Below are 24,769 nucleotides of genomic sequence, written 5' to 3'. Positions count from 1 at the left end.
CCACACGTAGAGCGGCGCCCCACCGAAGTCTGGTGGGGCGCCGCTCTACGTGTGGCTACGCCTTTGGGGTGCCCCGGCTCGGACCCTGATCCGGTCCCGGCATCTGCGGCCCCTGCTGCTGTTGCTGACGCTGCTGCTCGGCCGCCATGGCCTGCTGCTGCACCTGGATGCGCTGGGCATCCTCCGCGACGCGCTGCGCGTACGGCTGGGCGTCGCGCAGGTTCATCTCCTGCCGAAGCTGCGCGGCGGCGCCATCGAGCTGGCCCACACGGTTCCGGGCCTCACCGGCCTCCGCGAGTGCGTTCTCCGCGCGGCGCTGACGCGCGGCCGTGGTCCGCTCCAGCACCGCCTCCCGCGATCCGCCCGCCTTCTCCCAGTCGGCCAGGACCCGGTCGTGCTCAGCCGGGTTGCCCGCTGCCCGGCGGCTGTCCTCCTCCTGACGCCGGGTGGCGTCGATCGCGGTGTTCGTGTCCTCGGCCGCAGTACGCAGACGGCTCAGGCTCGTCTCCATCTGCTGTCGTTCGTCGCCACGCACCGCGGGCCTGCCCAGGCGGTTCTTCTCCTCCAGCCGGGCCTCGATGCCGCGCATCTCGTCGCGCTGCTGCTCTGCCTGGCGGCTGAGCTGCTCCAGACGGCCCGCCGCCGCCCGCAGGTCCTGGATGGCCTGGACGCGTTCGGCTCGCTCGTTGACGTTCTGCTCCACCGGGCCGCCGGGGGCGATGGCCGCGAGGAGCTCGGCGGCACGTGCCTCCTGGGCAGCGGCCTGTTCCTGGGCGGCTTCCGCCGCCTCGACGGTCTGGGCCAGGGCGTCGGAGAGGGCGGAGTCGGACAGGGTGCCGTACGGTCGCGTCTCCCACGTGGCGACGGCCGGCGCGGCCTCCTCCTGCTCGTCCTCGTCCCTGTGCTGCGGGTCCTCCGTGGTCACCTGGTCGTCGTCGGTGCGGATCTCCTCCGCGTCGGACATGGGAACGGACTGCGGCTCTTCCTCGGGAACAGTGAGCTCCGGCGCGGGCGACTCGGCGTGCGTGTCCTCCGGCCGGGCGGCCTCGATCTCCTCGGTCCGCTCGTCGTCCGCAGGCAGCTCGACGTCGACGGCCGTCTCGACCGCCGCGTCCTCGACAGCAGGCTCGACTACCTCCTCGTCGACATCCTCGCGGACCGCCTCGACGGAAGGCTCGGGAAGCTGCTCGTCCTGAACGGCAGGCTCGACCGCTGCCTCGTCGACGTCCTGGCGGACTGCCTCGGCGGACGGCTCAGAGAGCTGCTGGTCCTCAACGGCCTGCTCGGCTTCCGGCTGGCTTGCCTGCTCCGGCTCGGGCGCGAGGGCCAGGTCCTCCTCGTCCTCCATGACGGTCTCCGTCAGCTCGGTGCTTTCCTCGGCGACCGCGACGGGCGCGGGCGCAGTGCTCATGTCTCGGGCGGTCGTGGCGTCCGGGGTGGGCGAGGTCTCGGCGAGCGCTTCGCCTCGGCGGGCGGCGGCCTCGGTGGCGCGGGCCCGGCGTCCGATCTCGGCAACCTGGTCGTGCAGGACCTGCCAGGCGTCCGCGTCCCGGCCGCCGACGGGCTGGCCACCGATGCCGTTCTCGGAGTCGCGCAGCTGACGCTGAGTCCTCCAGGCGTCCGCGAGAGCGGCGGTCCTCTCCCACTGCTCGCGCAGTTCGGTGCCGGGCGACGGGACCGGTCCCAGGGCCTTGGCCCAGGCGGGCGGATCGGCGGCCAGGGCCTGGCCGGTCTGCGCCAGGCGGGCGTCGATGACCTGGCGGCGGGCGTCCAGATGCTCCAGCCAGGCCATCGGGGTGTGCTGGTCGCGCTCGACTTCGCGCGGGGTCAGCCACTCCGGCAGCGGACCGGTGTTGTCCGGCGTTGGCGCGGGGCCGTCGGGCAGGAGTCGGCGCAGGCGCTGTTCGGCCTGGACGCGCTGGTCGACGACTGCGGCGCGCTCCAGCTTCTGGCGTGCCTCGTCCTGGCCGTGCAGGTTGGCGCGCATCTCGGCGGCGACGGTTTCGCCGTCCAGGCCGGCGGTGTGCGCGTGGCCGACGCCGGGCTCACGCTGCCATTCTTCGCGGGCACGGTCGCGCCAGTCCATCGAGGAGCGAAGGCGCTGCTCCTCCTTCAGTGCACCGAGCCGGAGCGCGGCCGCGCGGGCTTCCTCCCGGTCGCCTTCCCGGCCCGCCATCCGGCCGTCCCGTCGCGCCTGGGCGATGGCCTGAGAGAGCTGGGTGCGGGTGAGATCGCCGTGCTCCCGGCCGGGCCAGGCCGGTGCCGGGAGACCGTCGACGACGACCGGGCGGGGCTGGCTGCCCACCCGGGCGTCTGCGCGGTGCAGCTCGTCCAGGGCCTGGGTACGGCGTTCACCGGCGCGCTCCGCGAGGCTGTCCAGCTGTGCGTCGGTGAGGTCCCTCAGCGGGCGGCTGACGCCCTGCTCTTCCAGGCGGCGCAGGGTGTCGCGGGCCTCCGCCACGTGGTTGTCGATGCGCCAGCTCAGTACGGCGGCGTTGTCCTCGGCGTCCGCGAAATCCCGCTCGTAGAAGGCGGTGGACAGGATGCGCTCGGGCGCGAATCCGGCGCGCTCGGCGTCGCGCAGGGCGCGCTCGACAGCGGGCCAGGCGTCTTCAGCAATGATCGACTCGGCCCCGAACCCGAGGACGTTGCGGGCCATGCCCTGGTAGCGGAGGGACAGGGCGCGGGCGTGCGCATCGTTGTACTCGGCGGACAGCTGGCCGATGCCCCAAGCGCGGTCCTGCTCGGCCCGGATCGCCTCGGTGGCGGAGACCGATGCCTGCGAGTTCCGGGCGATGGTGTCCAGCACGTCGCGCATCGTCATGCCCTCATCGAGCACGACGTAGAGGCGGTTCTCCTGGCGCCCTCGGGTGGTCTGGACGTACGCCGACTCGCGGGCGGTGCGGCGGGTGAGGAGGCCGCTGCCGGTGTCGACGGTGGCGCCCTGGCCGCGGTGGCCGGTGCTCGCGTAGCCCAGCTCGACGTACTTGCCGACGTAGTCGGCGGGCAGCACGGTGCGGCCGCCGTGGTCGGTGTGGCGGACCTCGACGTCCCCGTTGTCCAGGACCCTGGTGATCATCCACTGATCACCGTTCTTGACGAAGTCCTTCCCGCTCCTGAGCAGGTTGGTGCGGGAGTTCTTCCTGGTGACGATCAGGTCGCCGCGGTGGGCTTCGACACCCTCGCGGACGGCCACGGTGCGGCTCGTGTCGAGCTGTCCGGCACCCATCCGGTATGCCTGGGCGAGCGAGTTCAGCTCGGCGACGCTCGCGTTGTCGTCGGCCATCATCAGGGCGGTTCGACCGGCCTCGATGTCGCCCTGCCAGTCCGCGAAAATTTGGTGGACCATCTGTTCCCGGGTGCCGGCTACAACACGGCTGTTGTCCAGGTACCAGGTCCAAGCGGTGTCGGGCTCCCCGTTGCGCAGGGTCAGAGATGCGGCGGCTTCGCCGGGCGTGCGGAAGCGGTGCACGCTCTCCAGCTCGACCACGTCGGTGGTGTTCGCCAGGAGGCGCAGGGCGCCGCCGCTCTCCACGGCGGAGAGCTGGAAGGGGTCTCCGATCAGGCGCACGAGCGCGCCCGCACGTTCGGCTTCCGCGATGACGGCGGCCAGGCGCTTGCTGCCTGCCATGCCCGCCTCGTCGACGATGATGACGTCTCCGGAACCGAGGGCGTATTCGGGTCCGATGCGCTTGCCTGCCTGGGCGCGCTCGCGTGCACCGAGCCAGTCGTGCACCACGAATGCGGGCGCATCAAGACCGGCGGAAAGCTCTGCGGCGGCGCGGGCCGATGGGCCCATGCCGATGACGCGGCCGCCGCTGGCACGGACCGCGTCGGCGGCCACCTTCATGGCGGTCGTCTTGCCCGCTCCGGCGGGCCCGATGCCCGCCGCGACGAGACGCTCGGACGTCGCGAAGGTCCGCGCGAGGGCGCGCTGTCCGGCGTCCAGGCGGCGGTTCGGGTTGGCTTCCTGGTAGGCCGCCTCGACCGCCGCGTACACCTCGCTGGACACGGCAGGGATCACGCGCGTGCGGGCGGCGGCGACGATCCGGTCCTCGGCCGCGAGGACTGCGGCGCTCGTGTAGAGCTCGCTCTCGCGGCGCCGGTAGATGCTGCTGCCGTCGTCCCGGGTGAGGGGGGCGAACGTCGGGTTCAGGTCCGGCGGGGTGATGTCGATGCTCTGGGTTCCCAGGACCCGGTCCGTGATCCGGTCGGCCAGGTCGCCGCCGGGTGCGGCGCCTGTGGTGGCCTGGAGGACCCACCGCCGGGCCTCGGCAAGCACCTGCCTGCGGCCCCACACGCTGCGGTGGTCGGAGACGGTTTCCAGGACCTCCTGTGCAGCCTTTTCGATGTCGAGATGCGGCACGGCGTCGGCACTGGGCCGGGCCTGGGCGGCCGCCACTCGGGCGGTTTCGAGCAGGCCGTCGATCCGTGCGGAGCCGAACGCTTCGATGGCCTGCTGGCGCCATTCGTCGCGGAGCTCGGACAGCGGCTTGGCCGCTTCCTTGTCCGGCCTGGTGTCCAGCGTTGCCTGCTGCGTGATGGCGAGCAGGGCCTTGGACGACGGCTCGTAGCCGTGCCGCTCGCGGTACTCCTCGACCAGCTCGGCGGTGCGCTCCTTGATGGAGATGGCCCGGCCGGAGTGAGCTTCCATCAGGTCCAGGCCGATGCCTGCAATCTCCATGACCGGACGCTTTCCGGGGGTCACCTCGCGGGCTTCGGCGCGCAGGCCGAGACGCTCGCACACGCCCTCGACGACGCGCTGGTTGTAGAGCTCGCTGGCGGCCACGCCCTGCATGAACAGCAGTTGCCCGTCCAGGGCTCGCCACTTGCCGTCACGCCCCTGGACCTTGTTACTGACCACGAGGTGGTCGTGGAGCATGGCCTGTCCGAGACGGTTGCTGTAGTGCCGGAACCGCGTCGCGATGAGCCCGCCGGCGATGTCCTCCTGAGCGATGCCGTTGGTGCCCGTGCGGGTCATCGCGGCCTTCTGCTCCAGCCACTCCAGGGTCTCGGTGAGGGCCTGCACGTGCGCCTGCTCGACCAGCTTGCGCACGCCGTCATCCCCGAGCCCCCAGAGGACGCTGACGCTCTTCGGTGCACTGAAAACCAGGTCGTATCCGGCGACTGCATTGCGCTGCTTGCCGCCCTCCTGCTCCTTGATGAACCGGCCCAGTTCTTCCTTCGATGCAGGGCTGCGCCCGTGCTCCGAACGGAAGTGCACGGCCCCGGCCTTGCCCCGGAGCTCCGCCCGCTCCTTCGCGTTCGGCTCGCGGCGGTGCAGCCGCTCGAAGGTCTCCAGTTCCTCGTTGAGCTTGCGCCCGAACGGGGTGTCCTTCTCGACGAACGTCATGTACTTGCGGCCGAGCTTCGCGGCCCGCATCGCCTGCTTCCTCGTGTCTCCGGCGGCGATGCGCTCGGCGATGATGCGGTCCGCATCCGGGTGGAGACCCTCACCGTAAAGGGCCTTCATCTGCGCTTCGCTGACGTTGCCTGAGACGCCCAGCGCCTCGATGCCGGAGCCCATCCAGAGGCCGGGCGGATTGCCGCTGGCGGTGTAGTAATCACCCAGCTCTTGACCCCGTTCGCGCTGCTGGTCGGCGCTCACGGTCTCGCTGATGTAGTAGGCATACCCGTCCCCAGCGCTGAGCTTGTGGACGGTCATCATGCGGTGGATCTTACCTGGGACATTCATAATGCAAGAGGTGTGACCGTAATGATCTTGAAGCGCGTTGCGCGTCCAGACGAGACGTGGAGGAGCTTGCGACGATCACGGTGAGGCTGGACGGCGACGTGCTGAAAGAGCAGGACGGTCACAGACTTCGTCTGGCGGCTTTCCATAGTCAGGTCCTCCGGACATGGCTGTGGAAAGGCGTACCTGGAGCGTCACCTGTGGACGCGTCAGGTGCTGAGCCGAGACGACGTGGCGTATCGCTCCCGCAGCGCTTCGCCGCTCGCGGCTCTCGCGGCGGTGCGTCGTACGTGCACTACCGGCGTGCGGACCCATGCGCTCGCTCCGTGCAGGTGGATGCGGCCGCACCGACGATGTCGGTGCGGCCGCGGTGCAGTTGCTCCGCATCGGCCCGCCCTCCTTCACATGCGGTACCTCCAGCGTCACCGGTGCACCCGCCCGCCGCACCCCGGCGCCGCCGCACCGGCGGAGCCGGTGCGGCGGCGCGTGCACTCCCCCGCATCACCGCCCCGTTTCGTCACGGGCGATGCCGCTGCACGGCCCCGCTGCACCGGACCGGCCCGCGCGGCCGGTGCGACAGAAAGCCTCGCGCCTACGGCGCGGCGTGCACCCTTCCGCCAGGATTGGCGCACGGACACGTGCGGTGCCGTGATGGCTCTTCCGCACCCACGCCCCGGCATTCGCCTGTCCCGTCACCGGCGGTGCAGGTGCACCTTCGGCCGCATCACCCCAGAACGGCTCTCGACTCCGCCACGCGGAGGGCGCCCGAGCGGGCGGCCACGGGAAGGCGGACCGCGGCAGGCAGAATGAGCCGAGCAGTCACACGACACGGAGGTGCAGCAGCACATGACGCAGAAGCCGCAACGCAGGTCGAAGGCAGTGCTGGCGAGAGAGGCCGCGCGGGAAAAGGCGGCGCGGTTCCGGGAGCTGGAGAACGAGCGTCTTCGCATCGCCGAGTCAGCGATCCTGATTCAGGAAGAGATCGACGACTTCGACGAGGAGACCGAGCGTCGCGTCGCCAAGCTCCGTGAGGAGCGGAACAGCCAGCTGGGCGAGAAGCGGCAGAAGCTCGACGCGCTCGTGGTGGAGATGCTCGACACCGAGATTCCCGCCCAGGAGGTTTCCGAGCGGCTGGGCATGTCGGTCGGTCAGGTCCGGGCAGCGAAGAGGTCGTTCGAGCAGACGGTGGCGGCGCTCGCCGAGACTCCCGCCGACGACGTCACCGCGACGGCCGCCGCCCCCGCGACGACGAACGATGCGGCCGCTCCGTCGGCGCCGTCCGCCGACGAGCCAGACGCTGCGGCCCCCGCGACAGAGACGGCCGCGGCAGCGGAGTCGTACGACTTCCCGCCTCCTGGTGGATCGCCCGTGGTGCCGGCTCAGGAAGGCTCACCGGAGAACCTCCAGGACGCGACCCTTCCGCCAGGGTCGGCAGGCTGAGGACACACCAACGCGTAGGGCCCCGGCCGGGGATGGTTTTCCATCCCCGGCCGGGGCCCTACGCGTTGCACGTGCGGAGCGGTCAGAACAGCGACATCTGTCCGTCGTCCTCGACGTCCGGAGCGGCCACGCTGTGGTCCGCAGAGAAGAGCGGAACCATCGCGGCACTCGGGTCGGACGCACGAACAGCGGCGAGGTATGCCTCCGCGTCATACCCTCCGGCCAGTGCTTTGCGGACGAGCGGACGTGCTTCGCCCTCCAGCATCGCGGCGGCCAGCGCGTCCAGGTCGAGCCCCTCGCGGAGTGCGGCCTGGAGGGCCTGTGCGCGCCCGAGGGAGCCGCGGGTGTCGGCGTAGCCAAGGTGAGCCCGGCCGGCTGCACGGCCTTGGTCGGACATCTGCCTCATGTTCGTGCGCTGCGTCGCGCTCGACAGGTGGTCGATGTGGACGCACAGCGATTCGTTGCAGCTGTGCGCGGTGATCGCGCGTGCGGGAAGCGGGCCATGCACTTGCTCCATCAGCCACCGGTGCACCCGTACGGTCCGCTCGCGTCCGGCCTCGGTGATGACGGCCTTCGCGTAGCCGTCCGTGGTGAGGCTCCTGGTCCACAGTCGGCAGCCGTGCGGCACAAGGATGCTGCGCTCGGCGACGTAGTCCAGTGCTCGCTCGGTGTCCCTGCCCACGCTGCCGCTCCCCCGCTCGTCCTGCTCCGGCGATCTTCATCCTGCCAGGGCTGGACGGGCGGGGTTCACTGCGCGTCGGTGACGGCCTGGCGGGCCTCGTCGAGCAGCTTGCGGGCGTGCGAGGTGACGTGCAGACCGGTCTCCTGCTGGACGTCCTCGGCGGTCAGGTCGGGGTTGTCCTTCAGCAGACTGATGACCTTGTCCAGGCGAGCCGCCCGCAGGAGTCGCTCGGCGTGGACCGGGTGCACTCCGAGGTCCTCGCCCAGCATCTTCGCGGTGAGGGTGGTGGGGTGCTGGGCGAGTAGCTGGCGGGCCCGCTCCTTGCGCTCCTCGGCCTGCGGGTTCGGCGGGCGGGACTGCGTTTCCTTCCGGCCGGCCGGACGTCCCTTGGGGTTGCCTCGGCCGCGGCGGTCGGCAGCCCAGTCGAGGATGGTCTGCCGGCGCCAGAAGTCCTCACCGCCGACGACCTCGCCGTCCACCTCCTTGCCACCGAGGTTGAAGTCGGGGTCAGGGAGGCGCGTCTTGGTGCCGTACCGGTAGCCCTTCCACGTGGGCAGCGTGACGCGCTTGTCCTCGGGGAGGGCGTAGAGGGACTCCTCCAGGTCGAGCAGGTCGTCGGGGTGCTCGCCTGCCGGCACCGGGGGGAGGTCGTACCGGGGCTGCTCGTTGACGGCCTTGGCCCGCTCCTCCTCCGCGCGTGCGGCCAGCAGCTGCTCCTTCGAGTAGAGGCGCCGGCGGCTGCCCTCACGGTTGAGGAGCTTCAGGCCGCGGATCTCCTCCCAGTGCTTGGTGTCCTGCCAGTAGCCGACGCTGACGCCGAAAATGTCAGCCGCAATCTGGTCGTCGGCAGGGGTGACGCCGTGGGGAATCATGAGTGTGGTGCTCCTGTAGGTATGGGCTTCGAGTTGCAGCAGATGGTGCCGGCCAGGTGCCACCCTAGCCAACATTGAAAAAAATACCGTACTTGGGCCATGCGTGGGAAGTCGGGTGCCGAGGAGAATGCCCCGCGCCCGAAGTAGGCGCCCCGGGCCCTGGGGCCGCTCCAGGTCAGAACAAGGTCTCCTGCCCCCAGCCGGCACTCGTTCCGCGAGTACGTCGGGGGGCGGCGCCTGCCGTCGCTCTGGTCCGCTGACGGCCTCTCGAACGCGCCTGCACTGAAGCGGCTTCGTCCCGCACTGGTGCCGACGGCTTGCGGTCGGTGTCCGGGGCGAACGACCACCGCAGGACCACCTGGTTCTGCGGTTCCTCCGCAGGAAGGTTCTCGGTGACTGCGGCTGCGCGGGCGGGCGCTGTGTAGGTACCGGGTGCCGGGCGGGGCGTCTCGACGCCGGGGCAGTAGCCGCCCTCGTCTTCCCACTGCTCGGCGGCCTCGCGTGCGGCGCGGGCCTCCTGCTCGATGAGCGTCACCGGGCGCCGGTATCGGCGCACCGTGCCGCCGGCCAGCGCCGGGAGGCGACGGGCGGCGGCCTTCTTGTCGTCCATGCGCTTGTACCGCTTCGCGACACGGGCGTAGCGGGCCTCGTACGCCGCCTTGTCGCTCTCGTGCAGGCCCGCCGGGTACAGCCGCGCGAGCTCCAGCGCGACCTGGCCCATCGGGGTGAGCGCGAGCACGCTGACGCCGTCGGCCGCGTCGACGGCGACGAGGAAGCCGGCGGCGCGCAGGTCCTGCGTCCGCTCCCGGCTAATCCGGCGCCCGCCGCTCCACACGCCGTGCTCGGCAGCCTGCCGGGCCTTCCCGTCGAGCCAGTACAGGCGGCCGGTCTCTGCGGCCTCCAGCACCCGCACGTGCCCGGCGGTCCAACCGAGCGCGGGGACGATGCCCTTGGCGAGGTAGACGTTCGTCGCGGCCAGGTGGCGGTTCTCGCTGTCCATGCCGGTGGCGGCCCGCTCGGTGGCCTCCTGCTCCGCCTCCTCGCGGCGCTGCTGGCTCTCCCGCTCGGCGTGCTCCTGGGGCGTGAGCTTGCGCTCCAGCGCGGTTCGCAGCGCGACGGCCGTCACCTCGACCCCGGCCGCGGCCTGGGCTCGCACGGCATGGTCGACGGCGCCGCGGGCGCAGTAGTTCAGCGCGCTGTCCGGCATCTCCGGGTCGGTCGCCCACTGCTGTGCCCGCGCGGCGTATCCCTCGGCCTCGGTGGCCTCCCGGTGCGTCACGTGCATGACCTGCTCCAGGCGGGCGGCATTGCCGGAGCGGCTGCGGCACACGGCGTTCATCGCCTCGTCGGCCGCAGCAACGGCGAGTTCGGCGGCCTCGTGGGCGACCTGAAGGCAGGTCTGCGGGGTCGGCTCCCCCGCCTCGGTCTCGGTCATCGTTCGGTCCTTGTCGTTGAGGTGTTCGGTTGGTTGCGTGGGCGGCCCCTTGCTCGCTGGCGGACGACGGCGCGGTGAGGGATTGCTGCGCGCCGGGGTGAGGGACTTCGGGTGCGGCCGTCGCTGGCGGCGCGTTCCCCGTCGGGCAGGCGCGCGGCGGGAAGCGACCTCGCAGGTGTCGGCGCGGCCGCCGGTTACCGCCCGGCGGCCTGGGCGGCGTAGGCCAGGGCGGCGGCCCGCGGGTCGCGGGCCGCCGCGATGCGGGTGAGCCGCTGGAGCTGGGTGCCGATGCCGGCCCCGGCAAGGGGGCGCAGAAGGTGGGGCCAGACGGCCGCCGCGGCGTCGGCGTAGTCCTTGCCGGCGAGCGCGATCACCTCGGGCGCGTGCAGCAGGGCCCGGCCCATGGCGGCCGCCTGGGCGCGGTGCTTGCCGTGGTCGACGGCCCGCGGGTCCAGCCGCTTCTCGTACGGGCGGATCGGGGTGCCCGGAGTGATCAGCCCGTACTCGGCGCTGACGATGACGACCCATCCGCCAGGAATGGCTTGGGCGGCGGCGAGGCATTTCGCGAAGTACGGGCCTGTGTAGAGCTGGGCGGCGGGGAGCTCGTCGGCCCCGTCGGGCAGGGGCCTTTTACCGGCGCTGCACGGGATGACCACCACGGGGCGGCCGACGGCGGGCGGCGCGAGGTCCTCGCGGGCCTCGGCACGGCGCTGGGTCAGGTCGAAGTGGACGGCGCCCTCGGCCTCCGCGGCGGCCGTCTGCTCGGGAGTCGACCCGGGTAGCAGGTCGTCGGGGACCGTGAACATTCCGGAGGCGTGCCGGACGTGCAGGATTGCCCACTTCGCATCGGTGCCCAGAATCTCCGCCGGGGTGCGGCGACGGCGCCGGGCTCGGCGCGCGGGCCGGACGGCATCGGCACGGTCGAACAGGCTGAGCTGCTGGTCGTGCGCCGCGACGGCGGCGGCAACGCTGCGGGCGGCGAACTCCTCCATGTCAAGGGGTTCGGGCTTCACCGGGGCGGGGTCTGGCAGCGCCGGCGGGCGTCGCGCGTCGGCATCGACCTTCGTCTGGAGGGCTCCGAGGATCTGCCCCCAGTCGCCGGTGACCAGGGCCTGCGCCCAGGTACGGGCGTCCTTGGCACGCTCGGCGCCGGTGCGGCGGCGGGCGCCGCTACCCGGGCAGTCGGTGGTAGCGGCGCGGGTAGGGCGGTGGTCGATGACGGCACCGGAGACAAGGGGCTTGTGGAGTCCGCAGCAGGTGCAGCGGACGGTGTCGGCCTTCTCCGCCGGGTGGGCGGCGGCAAGGGTGCTGGCGTGCACGGTCGGTATCTCCTCGGGTGGGTTCGGGTTTCGAGAGAGCCGGGGCGGCGGTGCCAACCGCCGCCCCGGACAGGGGACGTTCAGAAGAGGCGGTGTGCGGCGTCGGCGAGCTCGGCCGCCTCGCGCAGCGCGGCGGCCGCCTCCTGCGCCGTGCGGCGGGGCGCCAGGCTCCACTGGTGGACGATCACGCGGCGCCACTTCTTCGGGTCGGTGCCCTCGGGGGTCTGGACGGGGGCGCCGTTCAGGTGGTCCGCCAGAACGCGGTACGCCTCTTCGAGGACGGCGGCGATGACGTCCATGTCGTATGTGCGGTCAGGGGTCATGCGGTCGCGGCCGGCGGCGATATCGACGGCGCCGCCGACGGAGCACCGCCGGTTGATGAGTCGGCCGGGGCCGGAGAACAGGCTGTGTCGGCTCTGGTAGATCCCCACGCGCGCGATGTGCGCAGCGGCCCACTCCAGGAGGGCCCCGGGGGTGGTGGGGATCAGGACGCTGTCGGACGCGTAGCGGATGCCGGGCACGGTTCCTCCTCGTGCGGTCGGGGCTTCGAGCGGGCCGGGGGCGGCGGTGCCAACCGCCGCCCCCGGTGCGGGTCAGGGGCGCAGGACGTGCGAGAGCTGGAGGGTGCGGCCGCCGGGGAGGCGGCGGCTCAGGCACTCGGTGCTGTCCAGCGGTGCCGGGGTCTGCTCCAGGGCGGAGGTGTAGAGGGCGGTGCCGCAGTGGCCGCAGTACCCGCGCAGGTGGGCGGCCTCGGCGTCCTCGCCTCCGCAGACGTGGGCCAGGTAGGCGACCAGGAACGCCAGGTCCTCGGGGGCGCGGGCGATCAGGTCGGCGTTGGCCCGGGTGGCGGCGATGTCCTCCTCGGGGGTCTCCGTGTCCTCGGGCCCGTCGTGGTTGACGGCGATCTCGGCCACCTTGATGTCGTCGGCGTCCGAGACAACGAAGTCGGTGTGCACAGCGTCGGGGTCACCGGCGCTGACGAGTCCGCCGTCGCGGTTGTAGACGAACTCCTCGCTGGACCAGGGCCCGCGGGTCGACACGGCCAGTCGGTCACGGATCTCGGCGACCCGGGCGCTGTTCTGGATCTCGGCGGGGAGGACGGCAGCCTGGGCGAGGTCGAGCCGGTAGTGCGTCGAGTCGCCTTCCCTGCCCTCGTACTGGCACAGGGGCTCCCACACGGCGCGGTTGTAGTGGTCGAGTTCGGCGGTCCACTCGGCCAGGCCGAAGAGGTCGAGGTGGTCGGCGATGCGGCGTTCCTCGCCGGACGCGGTCCAGTAGGTGCCATCGGTGATCACCCGCTGGTGCTGGTTCACCGTGAGCCGGAAGGCCACGGCGTCGAACGGCGCGGCAGGGTCGGGGTCGTACTTGGTGAGGATGTCGCGGACCGACGCGGCGATGAGGGCGCAGGCGACGCGGGCCATACGCGCCTCGGCGCGGTGGACGCGGTCGCGGGCCTCGTCCACGGCCTGGGTCAGGTTGCTGGGGTCGAAGGTGTACGGAGCGGGGTGGGTCATGGGTGGTGGGTCCTCCTCGTTCGGGGTGGGGTTTCGAGGGGCCGGGAGCGGCGGTGCCAACCGCCGCCCCCGGGCCGGAACTGATGTCAGGGGCGGTTGGCCGCACGTCGGGCGTATCGCCGCGTCAGCGCGGCCGCGATCGGGCGCGCGGCCGGGTAAGCCGCGCCCGCGAAGGCGATCCGCGCCCACATGGGCGACGGCTGGTGTGTCACGAGATGCCAGCAGCTCTCGAAAACGGCACCGATGGCGACCCACACAGCAAGGTGGGCAACGCTGAAGTTGCGCTGATACACGCGGAGTTCTTCCAGAGGGAGGGTGTAGTGGAGGAGCGCCTCCGGCGGACCGGAGGGGTTTCGAGCAGGGCCCGGGAGCGGCGGTGCCAACCGCCGCCCCCGGGGTGTACGGGTCAGTTCTTCGTGGGGACCTTGCGGACGATGGCGGCCGGGTCGGGGCCGAGGAAGCGGACCAGGTTGATCACGGCCTCGGTGAAGCGCTGCGTGATGCGGGTAGGGCGTGCGGTCGTCTGCTCGGTTGAGGTGCTCACGGATGTGCCTCCGGTGATGGGTTTCGAGTGGTGGCGTTGGTCGGGGTGCCACCCCCTTCCAACAAGTTCAATATTACCACCTTTGAACCTGATTCCCAAGGGGTTCCGGCCGCCGGTCTGGCGGCCGGAAACCCCGGGTGTGCGCCGACTACGCCGTGGCGGTGCCCCGGGCTGCGGTCCACTCGCGCCACGGGGTGATGCCCAGGTCTGCGAGGACCGGGTCAAGGCTGCCGTTGTCCGGCACCCATTCCCAGTCGGTCCCCTCGTTGCCGGGCCGGTCGGACCAGGTGAGCATGTACGAGCGGCCCGCCGTGCGGGAGTCGCCGCACACGGCTTGCGCCTCTCGGCGGGTCATGGCCCACAGGGCGCGCTTGCGGGCCCGGCGGGTGTTCTTCGAGACGATGAACACCATGGCCATGGCCTCCTGCCAGTCCTGCGCACCCGCAGCGGGGGCCGGCGCGGGCGCCGGTGTCGCCGTCGGGTTGTGGTGGCAGTGCCCGCAGACCCGCGCCTGCGGGTTCCACTGGCCGGAGTGGCACATGGGGCAGGTCTCCGCCGGGGCGGGCTGCTCTTCGGCGGCCGGGGCCTGCTCGCCCCGCTTCTCGTCCTCGACCGCTTCAGGCGCGGGCTCGGCCGCCGGGATCTCCTCGATGGCGCGGCTGGCGCCCTGGATCGACTCGCCGCTCCACCCCGCCTCTCGGAACCGGTAGCCGCGCCCGGCCAGGTACTCGACCGCTGCGGTCCGCAGCGTGTTCGCCCAGATGGTCTCAGCGAACTTCCCGCCCTCCGGGGGCGTAAGGGTCACCGGCTCGAAGTCCTTGTGCGGCTGGCTGCGCCCGGTCAGGAACGTCAGGGTGGCCGCGGTGCGGTCCGGGGCGCACTCGACCCTGACGCGCTTGGGGGTCTTCGGGTCGCTGCGCTTCTTCGTCTTCGGCTTCGCGGCCTCGGCCGCCCGAACCGCGCTCGCCGGCAGCTTCTCGGAAGCCTCGTGCGCGGTCTTGGTGCCGGGGACCTTCCCGTCGGCGAGGAAGGCGCGCATCACCTCGCCGGGACAACGGGCCCGTACGGTCGTGTAGTCCACGGTGAAGGTGCCGAGGCGGTAGCCGGGCACGGTGGCGTCCTCCCGGGTCATGACCGGCTTCGGGGCAAGGCGCAAGTTCCACGCGATCGACAGCGTCTTGGGATTGACGCGGATCACCTCGTGCCAGGAGCCGCCGGTCCGGACGAAGTCGCCTGCGGTGAAGTCTTCCGGGCCCCAGACCTTCACGCCTTCGGCCTTGGCCTTCTCGACGATGCCCTCCCAGTGGGCGATCTCCTCGGTCATCTCCTCGATGAGCCGGGCGTGCCGCGCCCCGTCCCGGCCCGCTGCGGTCTCGGCCGCAAGGTGGCGCTCCTGGGCGCGCAGGTCGGCGCGCAGCTTCTCCAGGCGCCGCAGCGTGCGGTACGGGTCATTGCGGTGCTGGGCGTAGCTCTCCGATGCCTGGGCCCGGTTGGACCAGTACCCCGCACGGTCCCGGTCCTCGAACGAGGCCCTCATGTTGGCGTCGATCCGGGCGGCGTCGCGGCGGGCGCGGCCCTCGCTGTGGTGGCCGACCAGGATCGGCTGTCCGAACTCGAACCGCTTCGAGAGCTGATCGGCGGCCGCTCGCCGGGCGTCCGCCGAGGCGACGGCCCGGCCCGCGCGGTCGCTGAACCGGTCGGCCCTCTCCGCTGCGCGTTCCTCGCGGTCGGCCTCGGCCTCGGCGAAGGAGCGCCGGGTGTCCTCGTCGATCTCGACGGTCACCTCATGACCCGCCGCCCGGAGGGCTTCGGCCGCCGCGTTGATCCGCCAGGTCTGGGCCTCCCTGTCGCGGGAGCGCTTGAGGAACAGGCCGTCCACGTTCCTGGAGAACCAGAAGTTGTGACCGCGGACGATCTCGAAGATGCCGTCACCCTTGCGGGAGCCGGTGAGGATCGTGCCCTCCGCCCGGGTGTGGGTGATGGTGATGACGCCCTTCGCAGGGGTTTCTGTCACGGGGTACTGCCTTTCGTTCGTACGGGTTTCGAGTGGTGGCGCTGGTCGGGGTGCCACCCCCTTCCAACAAGCTCAATATTACCAGCCTTGAGCCTGATCACCTAGCAGAATTGGGCCCTTGAGCAGCGGTTTTAGATGCGACTGCGCCTTGGTCGCGGAATTCCAGCGTCGGCCCTGGGAGCTGGAGGGTCCGCGCCGGGTGTGGCGCGGACCCGGCCGGGGGTCAGAACAGGGCCGACTGTCCGGCGTCCTCGGCGTCCTGTTCGTTCTGCTGGCGGCGCAGTTGGGCGACGAGCGGGGCCTGGCGCGCGGCCGCGGTCCGCTTGCGGGCGTGGAGTTCCTCGCCGGTGGCCCAGCGGACGAGCTGCTCGTGGTCGGCCAGGCCGGGGGCGTCGTCGGTGACGGTGTACCGGATGTAGGGCTGCTGAAGCCGGTTGCGGATCTCGGCCCGGGTCATGACCCAGTCCGGCCCGTAGGCGCCGGCCACCGTGAGCAGGGTGCCGTCCGGCGCGTGGTAGCTGCGGACGGAAAACCCGTCCTCGCGGTAGAGGCCGGGGCGGTCCTTCTTCTGCGCGGCCTCGGTGAGCTTCAGGTCGATAAGGCCGCCCTGGACCAGGTGGTGGGCGACGGTGTGCTGGCGGGTGACGCGCGGCATCGCGCTCCTCTCGGTTGGGCGGTGGGGCGGCGGCCGCGCCGCCGCCCCACCTGGTCGGGGTCGGTCAGTTCTTGGGCTTGGGCAGGAAGGTCTTCATGGACTCGGCGCGGGCGCTGCTGGCGGGGCAGGGTCCGAGCAGCTGCGTCAGCAGCGGCCGCAGGGTCTCGACGTCGTCGGCCTTGCGGGCGCGCTCGGCGCGCTCCAGCAGCTTCTCGACGTCCTCGGCCGTGGTCGGGTGGGTGATCTCCCGGCAGGGGCAGCTGGTGGGGGGCTCGCCCACCAGGGCGGCGACCTTCCCGGCCTGGTCCTCGAAGTCGATGCACCCCTCGTGCCGGTACACCGGCCGGGGGGTGTTGTCGCCGTTGCGGCCGCGCAGGTGCGACCACCAGCGGACGACGACCTTCCCGTCCAACCGGCACGTCAGCTCCCACGGGTTGTCAGATCCCGGGTAGCCGGTGGCGTTGCCGTCCTCGTCCTGCGGCAGCCAGGCGAGTTCGGTGACGCGGGCGAGCGCGATGCCCGCGCTGAGGATGTTGCGCCGGGTCGGCTTCAGGCGCGGGGACAGCCACGGGACGATGCCCTGCGCCGCGGCGGCCGGGGCCTTGGCCGGGGCGGCCGCGGGGTCGGTGGCGCCGGAGTCGACCAGGTCGACCAGGTGGGAGGCGGCGGTGTCCTTGTCGTCGTGGCGGCTCTCCTCGGCGTGGCCGTGGGGGCGGGCGTACCACTCTCCGTGGAAGCGGTGGATGTCACCGGCGGGGCGGCCGTCGACGGTGACGGGGTAGCGGCCGCTGGCGTTGCGTGCGCCGAGTTCGTAGCGCTTCGGGGTGGTCGTGGTGGTCGTGGTCAAGGGGTGTTCCTCTCGTTGGGTGCGGGTTTCGAGCGGGGCCGGGGCGGCGGTGCCAACCGCCGCCCCGGCAGGGCGGACCGGACTTCGGTCAGGGGGTCTCTTCCGGCGGGCCGCCGGGGTGTGCCCGCCGATTACCTGGCGGGCAGAAGGAGCCGGTCCGTGGGTGCGTCCTGGGGAAGCTGTCGATCCGGAACGAGGATGTGGCAGGAGGAACCCCTGCGGCCGTCTCCTCGCATGGTCCAGGCGGAGAGGTCTCCGGCCTTGTGCGGCTGCGGGCCGCCACCGGTGAAGAAGCTCCCGTTTTCGAGCATGACGGGGTCTTCGGTGACCCAGTGCCGATCGTCAGTGGTCCACCGGAGGTAGATCGTCCGGAGGGAGAGCGGGCCGCCGGTGCGGACTTCCCAGGTCTCCGCCTCGACACCGAGGTAAGTGCGCTTCTGGGGCTTGGTGATGCGCAGCGAGCTCGGATCGGGCTCCGCGATCGTCTCGGCGCACTCGATGCGGGCGGCGTACCGGGACGGCCAGTGCATCAGGGTCTTGCCGACGTGCATGTGCTTCGCCAGGTGGTCCGCGAACGCGGCCGCCTCGTCCTTGGTCGCGCGCCGGTTGTCGAGAAGCGACTGGGCGGCCAGGGCGGCGGCCTTGCCGATCGTGGGCATCGGCACGGATACGGGCTGCTCGGTGCCGTTGGGAAAGATGTGGACCAGCGTGAACTTCACGGTTCCTCCGTCGTGTGGGTTTCGAGGGGCCGGGGCGGCGGTGCCATCCGCCGCCCCAGTGGGGGCCGTCTTCTACCAGCCGGGCGGGACGGGCTCCTCGTACTGCGAGGGGGCTTCGATCTCGCGGGTGTACCCGCCGTGGAGCTCCTCGTCGTAGTGCTCGCACTCGGGGTCGCAGGGCTCCCCCTCGTCCGCGCCGCAGTCGATGCAGGGCTCTTCGAGGTCGTCGATGTATGCAGGCATCAGGTGCCTTCCGGTTCGGGTTTCGAGTGGTGGCGTTGGCCGGGGTGCCACCCCCTTCCAACAAGTTCAATATTACCAGTCTTGGACCTGATCGCCTAGCAAAAAGGGGGCCCTGAGCAGGGGTTTTCAGTCGGTGGCGGTGGGGAGGTTGAGCGGCTTCCACTGGTCGCCGGTCCAGAATTCCCAGACTGCTACGTCGGGGTCGCTGGCCTTCAGGTCGCGGGCGAGCCGGGGCAGGAACGGGGAGTCGGCGCGGTCGAGCCAGACGGGCGGGGTGCCGATGGCGATGGTGACTGCGGGCAGCCCGTCCTCCTCGAATCCGCGGATCAGGCTTGCGCGCCGACGCGCGCACTTCGCGACTTCCTGTGCGGTCTCGTGCTCGGTGATGAGGTGGTCCAGCACCTCCTCCTCGGACAGCGGTTCCCCGTCCATGCGGCAGGCGGCGGCGAACTCGTGGACGGCCCGGTGGTCGGCGGCGGTGGCCGGGAAGAACCAGGTGCCTCCGCCGTTGCCCTGGTTCTCGATGACGCCCACGCAGCGCTCCCCCTCGTGGACGGTGGCGTTGTAGGCGATGCCGCAGCGCGTCGTCATCTGCTGGAAGTCGGCGAGGGTGTAGCGGTCGTGGGGGACGTGCAGCCCGGTGTGGGGCAGCTTGGTCAGGTCGGTCATGGGGTTCCTCTCGCAGGGTGGGGCAGCCACCTGTAGGTGGTGCTGGGACGTGGCGGCGCACGGTGCCGGCCACGGGCGACGGTCCGTCGCCCGTGGTGGTCAGTGACCACCGTGGGGCGCGGCCGCGCCGGGGGCCTGGGGCCTGTCGGCGCGGTCGCGCTCCGCGATGGTCAGTTCGGAGCGGGCCGCAGCGCCCCGGGAATGCGGGGCGCTGCGGTCGTTGCCGCCCGTCAGGCGGCCGCGCGGGCGATGCGGAGCAGGGTGTCCACCACGGTCACCGGCTCGTCGAAGAGCGTGACGGTGATGCGGTTGAACGCCAGGCGGGCGCTGCCGCGTTCGTCCTCGTCGGCGCGGCGGTAGTCGATCCGGCATTCCTCGGTGGACTCGGAGAGGAAGGCGAGCGTGGGCCACGGGTCGTCAAGGCAGACGCAGCCGTGATCGTGGCGGCAGTCGTCGCGGTCCTCGGCCCATGTCCGCATCTGCTCGTAGGCGGCCGGGGTGATGCCGGTCAGCGTGACGTGCGCGCGGTCGCCGTGCGACTCGGAGAGGAGGTGCGCGGTGAAGTGCGCGGAGGTGACCACGCACCAGGCGTCGGCGGGGCCTTCGCCTCGCCACGCGCGGTGGATGTTGCCCCCGCCGCCGTCCGCCTCGATCAGGATCAGGGCGGCGGTGTGCGCGGCGGCCTTGGCGGCCGCGCGGGCGGCCTCGACGGCCATGCGCAGGCTGGTGGAACTGGCTTCGGACATGGTGGTGTTCATCAGGTTCCTTGTCGTGGAGAAGGTGCCCACGGGCGGGGCCCGGGAGGTACCGAGTGCGGGATGCGCGCCGGGGGGGGCGCTGAAGACGTGCGGCCGTCGCCCGGCGGACGGCTGGCGGACGGACGGGCGCGCGGTGGGGTCGGTCGGGGAGTGGTCGGCGCGGCCGCCGCCGGTTACCGCTCGGCGGCCGCCGCGCTCACCACGTGCGGTGGGCCCACCGGCCGGGGTCGGCCTGGACGGCGGCCCGGTGGGCGGCAATGGCCTGGGAGCTGAAGGATTCGGCGCGCATCCGCTGGTAGGCCGTGTGCACGTTCCGGTGCAGCTCGGCGTACGCGGTCACCCGGTCGCGGTCGGTGCCTCCACGTCCCACGTATCGCGGGCACTCGTCGCAGATCACGCGGTAGATCGGCACCTCTCCGACCTCGTGGCCGCGCGTCGCGGGGCGGGGCGCGACCCTGCCGGGCGTCCACCGGGCTCCGGCGGTCGGGTCCGGGTGCTTTGCCGCGTGCATCCGTACGTCCCACATGTGGGCGTCGCGGTCGTCCGTGACCTCCCCGGCCCATGCGGGGCACTCGTCACAGGTGGCCCCGTACAGCGGCGTCGTGGCGACGGCGCGGACGTGAATGGTGGGGGTGACGGTCGCGGTGGTCATTAGGGCCTCTCTCTGGCTGAACGGGGCGGGTTTCGAGGGGCCGGGGCGGCGGTGCCATCCGCCGCCCCGGCCGGGGGTGTCAGCTCATGTCCCAGTCCACGCGGCGGCGCGTGACCGGGGTAAGGGCGCGCTCCATGCGGAGGGCCTGGCGGCGGGCCGGGTCGCGGCGGTACGCGGTGGTGGAGAGCGCCGCGCGAACGGCGGCGCGGTCCGCGCGGTGGGTGGCGGTCTGGTACGCCTTCCGCGTGCCGGGCTTGGTCGCCCACACGCTCGCGCTCCGGCTGTACTGCGGGTTCCCGTCGTCGAGCCGTACGGCCGTCGTCAGGATTCCGGCGCGGGCGGCGGCCTGGTCGTTAACCCCGAGTACGCGGGTGGGGTTGCCCTTGCGGACCGGGCGGGGACGGCGGTGGTGATCGGTGCGGGACATGGTGTCCTCCTGCGGTTGCCGGGTTTCGAGGGGTTCTCGTTGTCCGGGGTGCCACCCCCTTCCAACAAGCTCAATATTACCAGTGTTGAGCCTGATTCGGAAGCGGGGAAGGGGCCTGACCAGGTATTTTTCAGGCCCCCGCCCTGCTTTTCGTCAGGCTGCGTCGTAGAAGAAAGTCGGCCGGTCGACCTGGGGGCGCTCGCCCCACGCGGGCCGGTCGGCCGGGTCGGTGAAGATCAGGTTCGCACTGACGGTCTCCTCGCCGCGCGACTCCTCGGCAATGCCGTTCGCGACGGCCCAGGCTCGGGCGGCGGCGACCGTGCCAGTCTCCTCCCCCTCCTGGAACGTGACGACCATGAACACGTCGGAGCCGTAGAACAGCGAGAGGTCGTAACGGACATCCTCCAGGGCCCGGCGCACCAACTGCGGGTCAACCTCCGGGGCCCCCGCGACCAGGATTCGCTGAACGGGGGCCAGGTGGGGCTCCGGCTTCGCGCTGCACGTGCAGGTGAAGAGCTGGGGGGCGCGGGTCGCGGTCATGGTCATGTCGGCTGCCTCCGTGTGGTGCGGGTTTCGAGGGGTTCTCGTTGTCCGGGGTGCCACCCCCTTCCAACAAACTCAATATTACCAGTGTTGGACCGGATCGCATAGCCGAAAAGGGGGTCTGACCAGGGTTTTTGCGGAAGTTCCATGATCTTTTAGGGAGCGTCCGGGCCCCGCCGCCCCCCTCCTTGCCAGCCGCTTTTCCCTCCCCCGGCCCCGGGCCGGCCCGCACCTCCTCCACCGGCTCCAGCTCCTCCTGGCCCTCCTCGACCTCAGCCCCGAACGGTCACCACGACGTCGCCGGCGGACGACAACGGCGCGGAGGAATCACCCCGGCCCACCACTCAGTCCAGCCCGTCCCCCGGTCCCCGGGGGGCGGGCGTCCGGAGGAGCCCCCCGGGGCTTCGCGCAAGGGAGCTTGCGACCGCAGCCCGCAGGGAGCGAAGCGACCGGAGGGCCGCAATAAGGAGGGCCCCCCGGGCCCGACGACTGCGGCGCACGGCCGGATCGCACCGAAGGTGCGATGAGACCCCCCACCGGCCCGCAGGCCGCGGGAACCGGCCCGCACCCGACAACGGCGCCGCACGCCGCGGGACAGCCCCGCGATGCCCGGGGCCTGTCGTCTTTCCACCTGGGCGGTCCAGCGCGCCCTGGGCGCTGGCGAGGGGTCTGGGGGCGAGGAGCCACCAGTACCCGGCCGAAGGACGGGTGCCGCACCACGGCGCTGCGCACCGGCCGTACCCCGGCGGCGGGGCCGGCGCCCACGCGGCCGCCACCACCACGGCGCTCCGCGCCCGGCCCGGCCACCCCCGGCCGGCCGCCGCCCACCGCGCACACGACCACGGTCCGGCGGCCCGTACGGCGGGGATTCCGCCGTACGGGCGCGGACGGCTATCCGCGTTCTCCGACGTACAGGCTCGCGCTGGTTTCGTCGGGCTGCGGCGGGAGTTGACCGAAGGGAACGCGCAGAACGGTCCAGAGCTGCGGTTCCTGGTCCGTGCAGTGGCACACGTTCTCGCGGCCGAACTTCTCGGCGGCAGTGTCGGCGAGCTCGCGGGCTGTCTGCTCGTTGGTGGCCGTTGAGTAGACGACGAGTGCGGGTGCGTCGGTCTCGGGCCCCCATCCGTAGACGGCAACCCAGGTGGTCATGGTGAGCACGTTCATTGGTCTGTCCTCCGCGCGGCATGGTGGTGGGGGTTTCGAGGGGGCCGGGGAGGCGGTGCCATCCGCCGCCCCGGCGGGGTAGTTCTGGTGCGCCCACGGCGGGCGCACCGGGCCGCTGGACCGGCGGCGCGGCCGTCGCCCGACGGTAGGTGCGGGCGGGGCCGTCGTCGGCTGCCGCGCCACGGCGGCCGTTCGGCGCGCTCCCGCCGCACCGGAGGGAGGGGCTTCCCCCCTCCCCCGGCCCTGCGTCACCCCTGGGCGGGGGCTGTGACCTCCGTGGCGGTGCTGAGCGGCTGGCGCTGCTCGCGCTGCTGGGCGGTCTCGATCATCTCGGCGTGTACCTCCTGGTAGGCGGCGTGGGCGGCCTCCTCCGCCGCGCGCTCCACCTCGTCCGTCTCCGTCGCCTCGTCCGGCGTGGCGGTGGTGGTGGCCAGGATCGCGCGGGCGGCGCGGACGACCGTCGCGCTTGCGGCTGCAAGCGTCTCGCGGACTTCTTCGGCGGTCCGGCCTGCCCAATCCGCGATGTACGGGACGGACGTAAGGGCGGCGTCCAGTCCGGCCACCCCGGCGACGATGTACGCGACGGATTCGGCTTCGCACTCCATGCGGCCCCGGTGGCGGCGGTACTCGTCCATGTCCGCGACGTGACCGCACTCGATGTGCGCGCCTTCGTGGGCGAGCGTGATCACGCGGTGCGCCTCGGGGTCGCTGGCCTGGATGCCGACTACGCGGGTCGCGGGGTCGGTGTACCCGTCCGCGCGGCCGGTGGACTCCAGCCGCACCGTGTACCCGTGGCCCTCGACGTGGGCCGTAAGGCCGTTCCAGAGTTCGGCTGGGGCGTCACCTTCCACCTTCCCGCCGAGCGCGTAGGCGGGCTCCGTGGGCTCTTCGGGGGCGGCCTCGCCCTCGATGGGGTCGGTCTGGCTGATGTCGAACACGGCAACGGTCTTGAAGAGGGTCCTCTTCTGCTCCTGGCCGTTCTCGTCCAGGACCGGCGCGCCGGTCTCGTCCTTCTTCTTCACCGTCATGGGGGCGAAGATCCGCAGTCCCTTTTCCCCCTTGCGGACGGAGCGGCCGTTTTCCTTCCACTGCTTGAAGCTGCGCACCTGGGTGGCGTGCGGGCACTGGGCCAGGATCAGCAGCATGTTGTTGGCGGAGTAGCGGCCGAGGTTCGCGACGGTCGCGCGAAGCATCGCCTTCCATCCGTCGGCGGAGACCAGGGAAGCAATCGCGGTGTTGAGCTGCTCGTGGAGGGCGTCTACCTCTGCCGCGCGCTCCTCGGGGGTCTTGGTGGGCTTGGTGGAGCGGCGGCGCGTCGTCTTGGTAGCCATCTCGGTGGTGCCTCTCGTTGAAGTGGTGCGGGTTTCGAGCGGTGCCGGTCGGGGTGCCACCCCCTTCCAACAAGCTCAATATTACCAGTGTTGGGCCGGATTTGGAAGCGAAAAGGGGGGCCTGACCAGGGTTTTTCTCATCCGGCCCCCCTTTGCGGCCGGGGCGCTCGCCGCGCCCCGGCCCTGCGGGTTACGCCTCGGTGGCGGCCTTCGCCTTGCGCTTGGCCTTGACCTTGCGCAGCTTCAGCGGGCGGCCGGGCTCGGCGTCCTCGACCAGTCCGCGAACGTCGTACGCGCAGAGAGTGAGCACGTCGCCCAGGTCGGACAGGAGGCGACGGGGAACCCCGCGCCGGTTCCCGAATCCACGGGAGTGGTGGACGCGGCCGCCGCGCTCGGTCATGGCGTCGGCGTACCACTCACCCTCGCCGATAAGGCGGCTGGCCATGATGGTCACGGGGCGCTGTCGCGGGCCCGCCTGGATCGTGAGGCGGGCGACCAGCCCGGCCGAGACTCCCGCCTCACTGATCACCTCGGCGCGCTCCACGGTGTCCACCGTGACGCGGTAGCTGACCGACAGGCCGGACTTCGGGTGACGGGTGTCAACGACGGTGACGACCGGCTGCGGGGTCTCGGTGGCCTTCTTGGCGGCGGGGCGAGAGTTGCGGGTCTTGACGGTCATGTCCAGCACCTTTCAACGGGTTTCGAGGGGTTCTCGTTGTCCGGGGTGCCACCCCCTTCCAACAAGCTCAATATTACCAGTATTGGGCCGGATCGCCTAGCCGAAAAGGGGGTCTGACCAGGGTTTTTCCCGGAAGTTCCATGATCTTTTAGAGGGCGTCCGGGCCCGGCCGACCCCCCTCGCTGCCAGCCGCTTTTCCCTCCCCCGGCCCCGGGCCGGCCCGCACCCCTCGACGTCGCGCAGCTCCCCTCTCTCCCTCTTCGACCTCAGCCCCTCGCCCCGGCCACGACGGTGTCGGCGGACAACGACGAAACCGCTCTCCTCGCCCCGGCCCACCACTCAGCTCAGCTCGTCCCCCGGTCCCCGGGGGGCGGGCGTCCGGAGGAGCCCCCCGGGGCTTCGCGCAAGGAGCGAAGCGACGCAGCCCGCAGGGAGCGCAGCGACCGGAGGGCCGCAATAAGGAGGCCCCCCAGGGCCGACGACTGCGGCGCACGGCCGGATCGCACCGAAGGTGCGATGAAAACCCCCACCGGCCCGCAGGCCGCGGGAACCGGCCCGCACCCGACAACG

The 24,769-nt window shown here is 71.9% G+C and carries 22 protein-coding genes; 1 reads left to right on the top strand and 21 read right to left on the bottom strand.

What is annotated here, in order from left to right:
* Positions 1 to 55 precede the first annotated feature (55 nt).
* Positions 56 to 5,668, bottom strand: a complete 5,613-nt coding sequence (gene mobF / locus AB0G56_RS30775) for a MobF family relaxase (protein ID WP_360975623.1) — start codon at positions 5,666 to 5,668, stop codon at positions 56 to 58.
* A gap of 870 nt (positions 5,669 to 6,538) precedes the next feature.
* Here mobF and AB0G56_RS30770 point away from each other — a divergent pair.
* Complete coding sequence (locus AB0G56_RS30770; protein WP_360975620.1) at positions 6,539 to 7,132, top strand: hypothetical protein; 594 nt, start codon at positions 6,539 to 6,541, stop codon at positions 7,130 to 7,132.
* Positions 7,133 to 7,214: 82 nt separating this feature from the next.
* Here AB0G56_RS30770 and AB0G56_RS30765 read toward each other — a convergent pair whose 3' ends face one another.
* From AB0G56_RS30765 to AB0G56_RS30670, 20 genes are all read right to left on the bottom strand, one after another.
* On the bottom strand, positions 7,215 to 7,814 hold the full coding sequence (locus AB0G56_RS30765) for an HNH endonuclease (protein WP_360975617.1): 600 nt from the start codon (positions 7,812 to 7,814) through the stop codon (positions 7,215 to 7,217).
* 65 nt (positions 7,815 to 7,879) lie between these two features.
* Positions 7,880 to 8,686: a hypothetical protein gene (locus AB0G56_RS30760; RefSeq protein ID WP_360975614.1), complete on the bottom strand. Its 807-nt coding sequence runs from the start codon at positions 8,684 to 8,686 to the stop codon at positions 7,880 to 7,882.
* A gap of 175 nt (positions 8,687 to 8,861) precedes the next feature.
* A complete protein-coding gene (locus AB0G56_RS30755) occupies positions 8,862 to 10,121 on the bottom strand; it encodes a hypothetical protein (RefSeq protein WP_360975611.1) in 1,260 nt (419 codons plus the stop codon).
* 194 nt (positions 10,122 to 10,315) lie between these two features.
* Positions 10,316 to 11,440, bottom strand: coding sequence for a DUF6884 domain-containing protein (locus AB0G56_RS30750; RefSeq protein ID WP_360975608.1), 1,125 nt, complete (start codon positions 11,438 to 11,440; stop codon positions 10,316 to 10,318).
* 80 nt (positions 11,441 to 11,520) lie between these two features.
* Complete coding sequence (locus AB0G56_RS30745; protein WP_360975605.1) at positions 11,521 to 11,961, bottom strand: DUF6197 family protein; 441 nt, start codon at positions 11,959 to 11,961, stop codon at positions 11,521 to 11,523.
* A 72-nt stretch (positions 11,962 to 12,033) separates the two neighbouring features.
* Positions 12,034 to 12,954: a hypothetical protein gene (locus AB0G56_RS30740; RefSeq protein WP_360975602.1), complete on the bottom strand. Its 921-nt coding sequence runs from the start codon at positions 12,952 to 12,954 to the stop codon at positions 12,034 to 12,036.
* Positions 12,955 to 13,360: 406 nt separating this feature from the next.
* On the bottom strand, positions 13,361 to 13,498 hold the full coding sequence (locus tag AB0G56_RS30735) for a hypothetical protein (RefSeq protein WP_360975599.1): 138 nt from the start codon (positions 13,496 to 13,498) through the stop codon (positions 13,361 to 13,363).
* 148 nt (positions 13,499 to 13,646) lie between these two features.
* Positions 13,647 to 15,512 carry a DUF3560 domain-containing protein gene (locus tag AB0G56_RS30730; RefSeq protein ID WP_360975596.1) on the bottom strand — a complete coding sequence of 622 codons (1,866 nt, stop codon included), beginning with the start codon at positions 15,510 to 15,512 and terminating at the stop codon, positions 13,647 to 13,649.
* A gap of 223 nt (positions 15,513 to 15,735) precedes the next feature.
* Complete coding sequence (locus AB0G56_RS30725; protein WP_360975593.1) at positions 15,736 to 16,167, bottom strand: hypothetical protein; 432 nt, start codon at positions 16,165 to 16,167, stop codon at positions 15,736 to 15,738.
* Positions 16,168 to 16,231: 64 nt separating this feature from the next.
* Entirely contained in the window at positions 16,232 to 17,014 is a 783-nt protein-coding gene (locus AB0G56_RS30720; protein ID WP_360975590.1) for a hypothetical protein, read from the bottom strand.
* 131 nt (positions 17,015 to 17,145) lie between these two features.
* Positions 17,146 to 17,733 (bottom strand): hypothetical protein, encoded by a 588-nt coding sequence (locus AB0G56_RS30715; protein WP_360975587.1) that lies wholly within the window; start codon positions 17,731 to 17,733, stop codon positions 17,146 to 17,148.
* Between the two features lie 72 nt (positions 17,734 to 17,805).
* The gene (locus tag AB0G56_RS30710) at positions 17,806 to 17,976 is read right to left on the bottom strand and encodes a hypothetical protein (RefSeq protein ID WP_360975584.1); all 171 of its coding nucleotides are present in this window, start codon (positions 17,974 to 17,976) and stop codon (positions 17,806 to 17,808) included.
* A 126-nt stretch (positions 17,977 to 18,102) separates the two neighbouring features.
* Positions 18,103 to 18,645, bottom strand: coding sequence for a hypothetical protein (locus AB0G56_RS30705; RefSeq protein ID WP_360975581.1), 543 nt, complete (start codon positions 18,643 to 18,645; stop codon positions 18,103 to 18,105).
* Between the two features lie 230 nt (positions 18,646 to 18,875).
* A complete protein-coding gene (locus AB0G56_RS30700) occupies positions 18,876 to 19,403 on the bottom strand; it encodes a hypothetical protein (protein WP_360975578.1) in 528 nt (175 codons plus the stop codon).
* A 196-nt stretch (positions 19,404 to 19,599) separates the two neighbouring features.
* A complete protein-coding gene (locus AB0G56_RS30695) occupies positions 19,600 to 20,055 on the bottom strand; it encodes a hypothetical protein (RefSeq protein WP_360975575.1) in 456 nt (151 codons plus the stop codon).
* A 79-nt stretch (positions 20,056 to 20,134) separates the two neighbouring features.
* Positions 20,135 to 20,482, bottom strand: a complete 348-nt coding sequence (locus AB0G56_RS30690) for a hypothetical protein (RefSeq protein ID WP_360975572.1) — start codon at positions 20,480 to 20,482, stop codon at positions 20,135 to 20,137.
* Between the two features lie 153 nt (positions 20,483 to 20,635).
* Entirely contained in the window at positions 20,636 to 21,028 is a 393-nt protein-coding gene (locus AB0G56_RS30685) for a hypothetical protein (protein WP_360975569.1), read from the bottom strand.
* Positions 21,029 to 21,916: 888 nt separating this feature from the next.
* Positions 21,917 to 22,189, bottom strand: coding sequence for a hypothetical protein (locus tag AB0G56_RS30680; RefSeq protein ID WP_360975566.1), 273 nt, complete (start codon positions 22,187 to 22,189; stop codon positions 21,917 to 21,919).
* A gap of 248 nt (positions 22,190 to 22,437) precedes the next feature.
* Positions 22,438 to 23,520: an ArdC-like ssDNA-binding domain-containing protein gene (locus AB0G56_RS30675; protein WP_360975563.1), complete on the bottom strand. Its 1,083-nt coding sequence runs from the start codon at positions 23,518 to 23,520 to the stop codon at positions 22,438 to 22,440.
* Positions 23,521 to 23,710: 190 nt separating this feature from the next.
* The gene (locus AB0G56_RS30670; RefSeq protein ID WP_360975560.1) at positions 23,711 to 24,199 is read right to left on the bottom strand and encodes a hypothetical protein; all 489 of its coding nucleotides are present in this window, start codon (positions 24,197 to 24,199) and stop codon (positions 23,711 to 23,713) included.
* Positions 24,200 to 24,769 lie beyond the last annotated feature (570 nt).

The organism is Streptomyces sp. NPDC021356, assembly GCF_040641015.1.
Lineage (GTDB): Bacteria > Actinomycetota > Actinomycetes > Streptomycetales > Streptomycetaceae > Streptomyces.
Note: the sequence above shows the minus strand (reverse complement) of the source record. Positions and strands in the feature narration are given on the sequence as shown.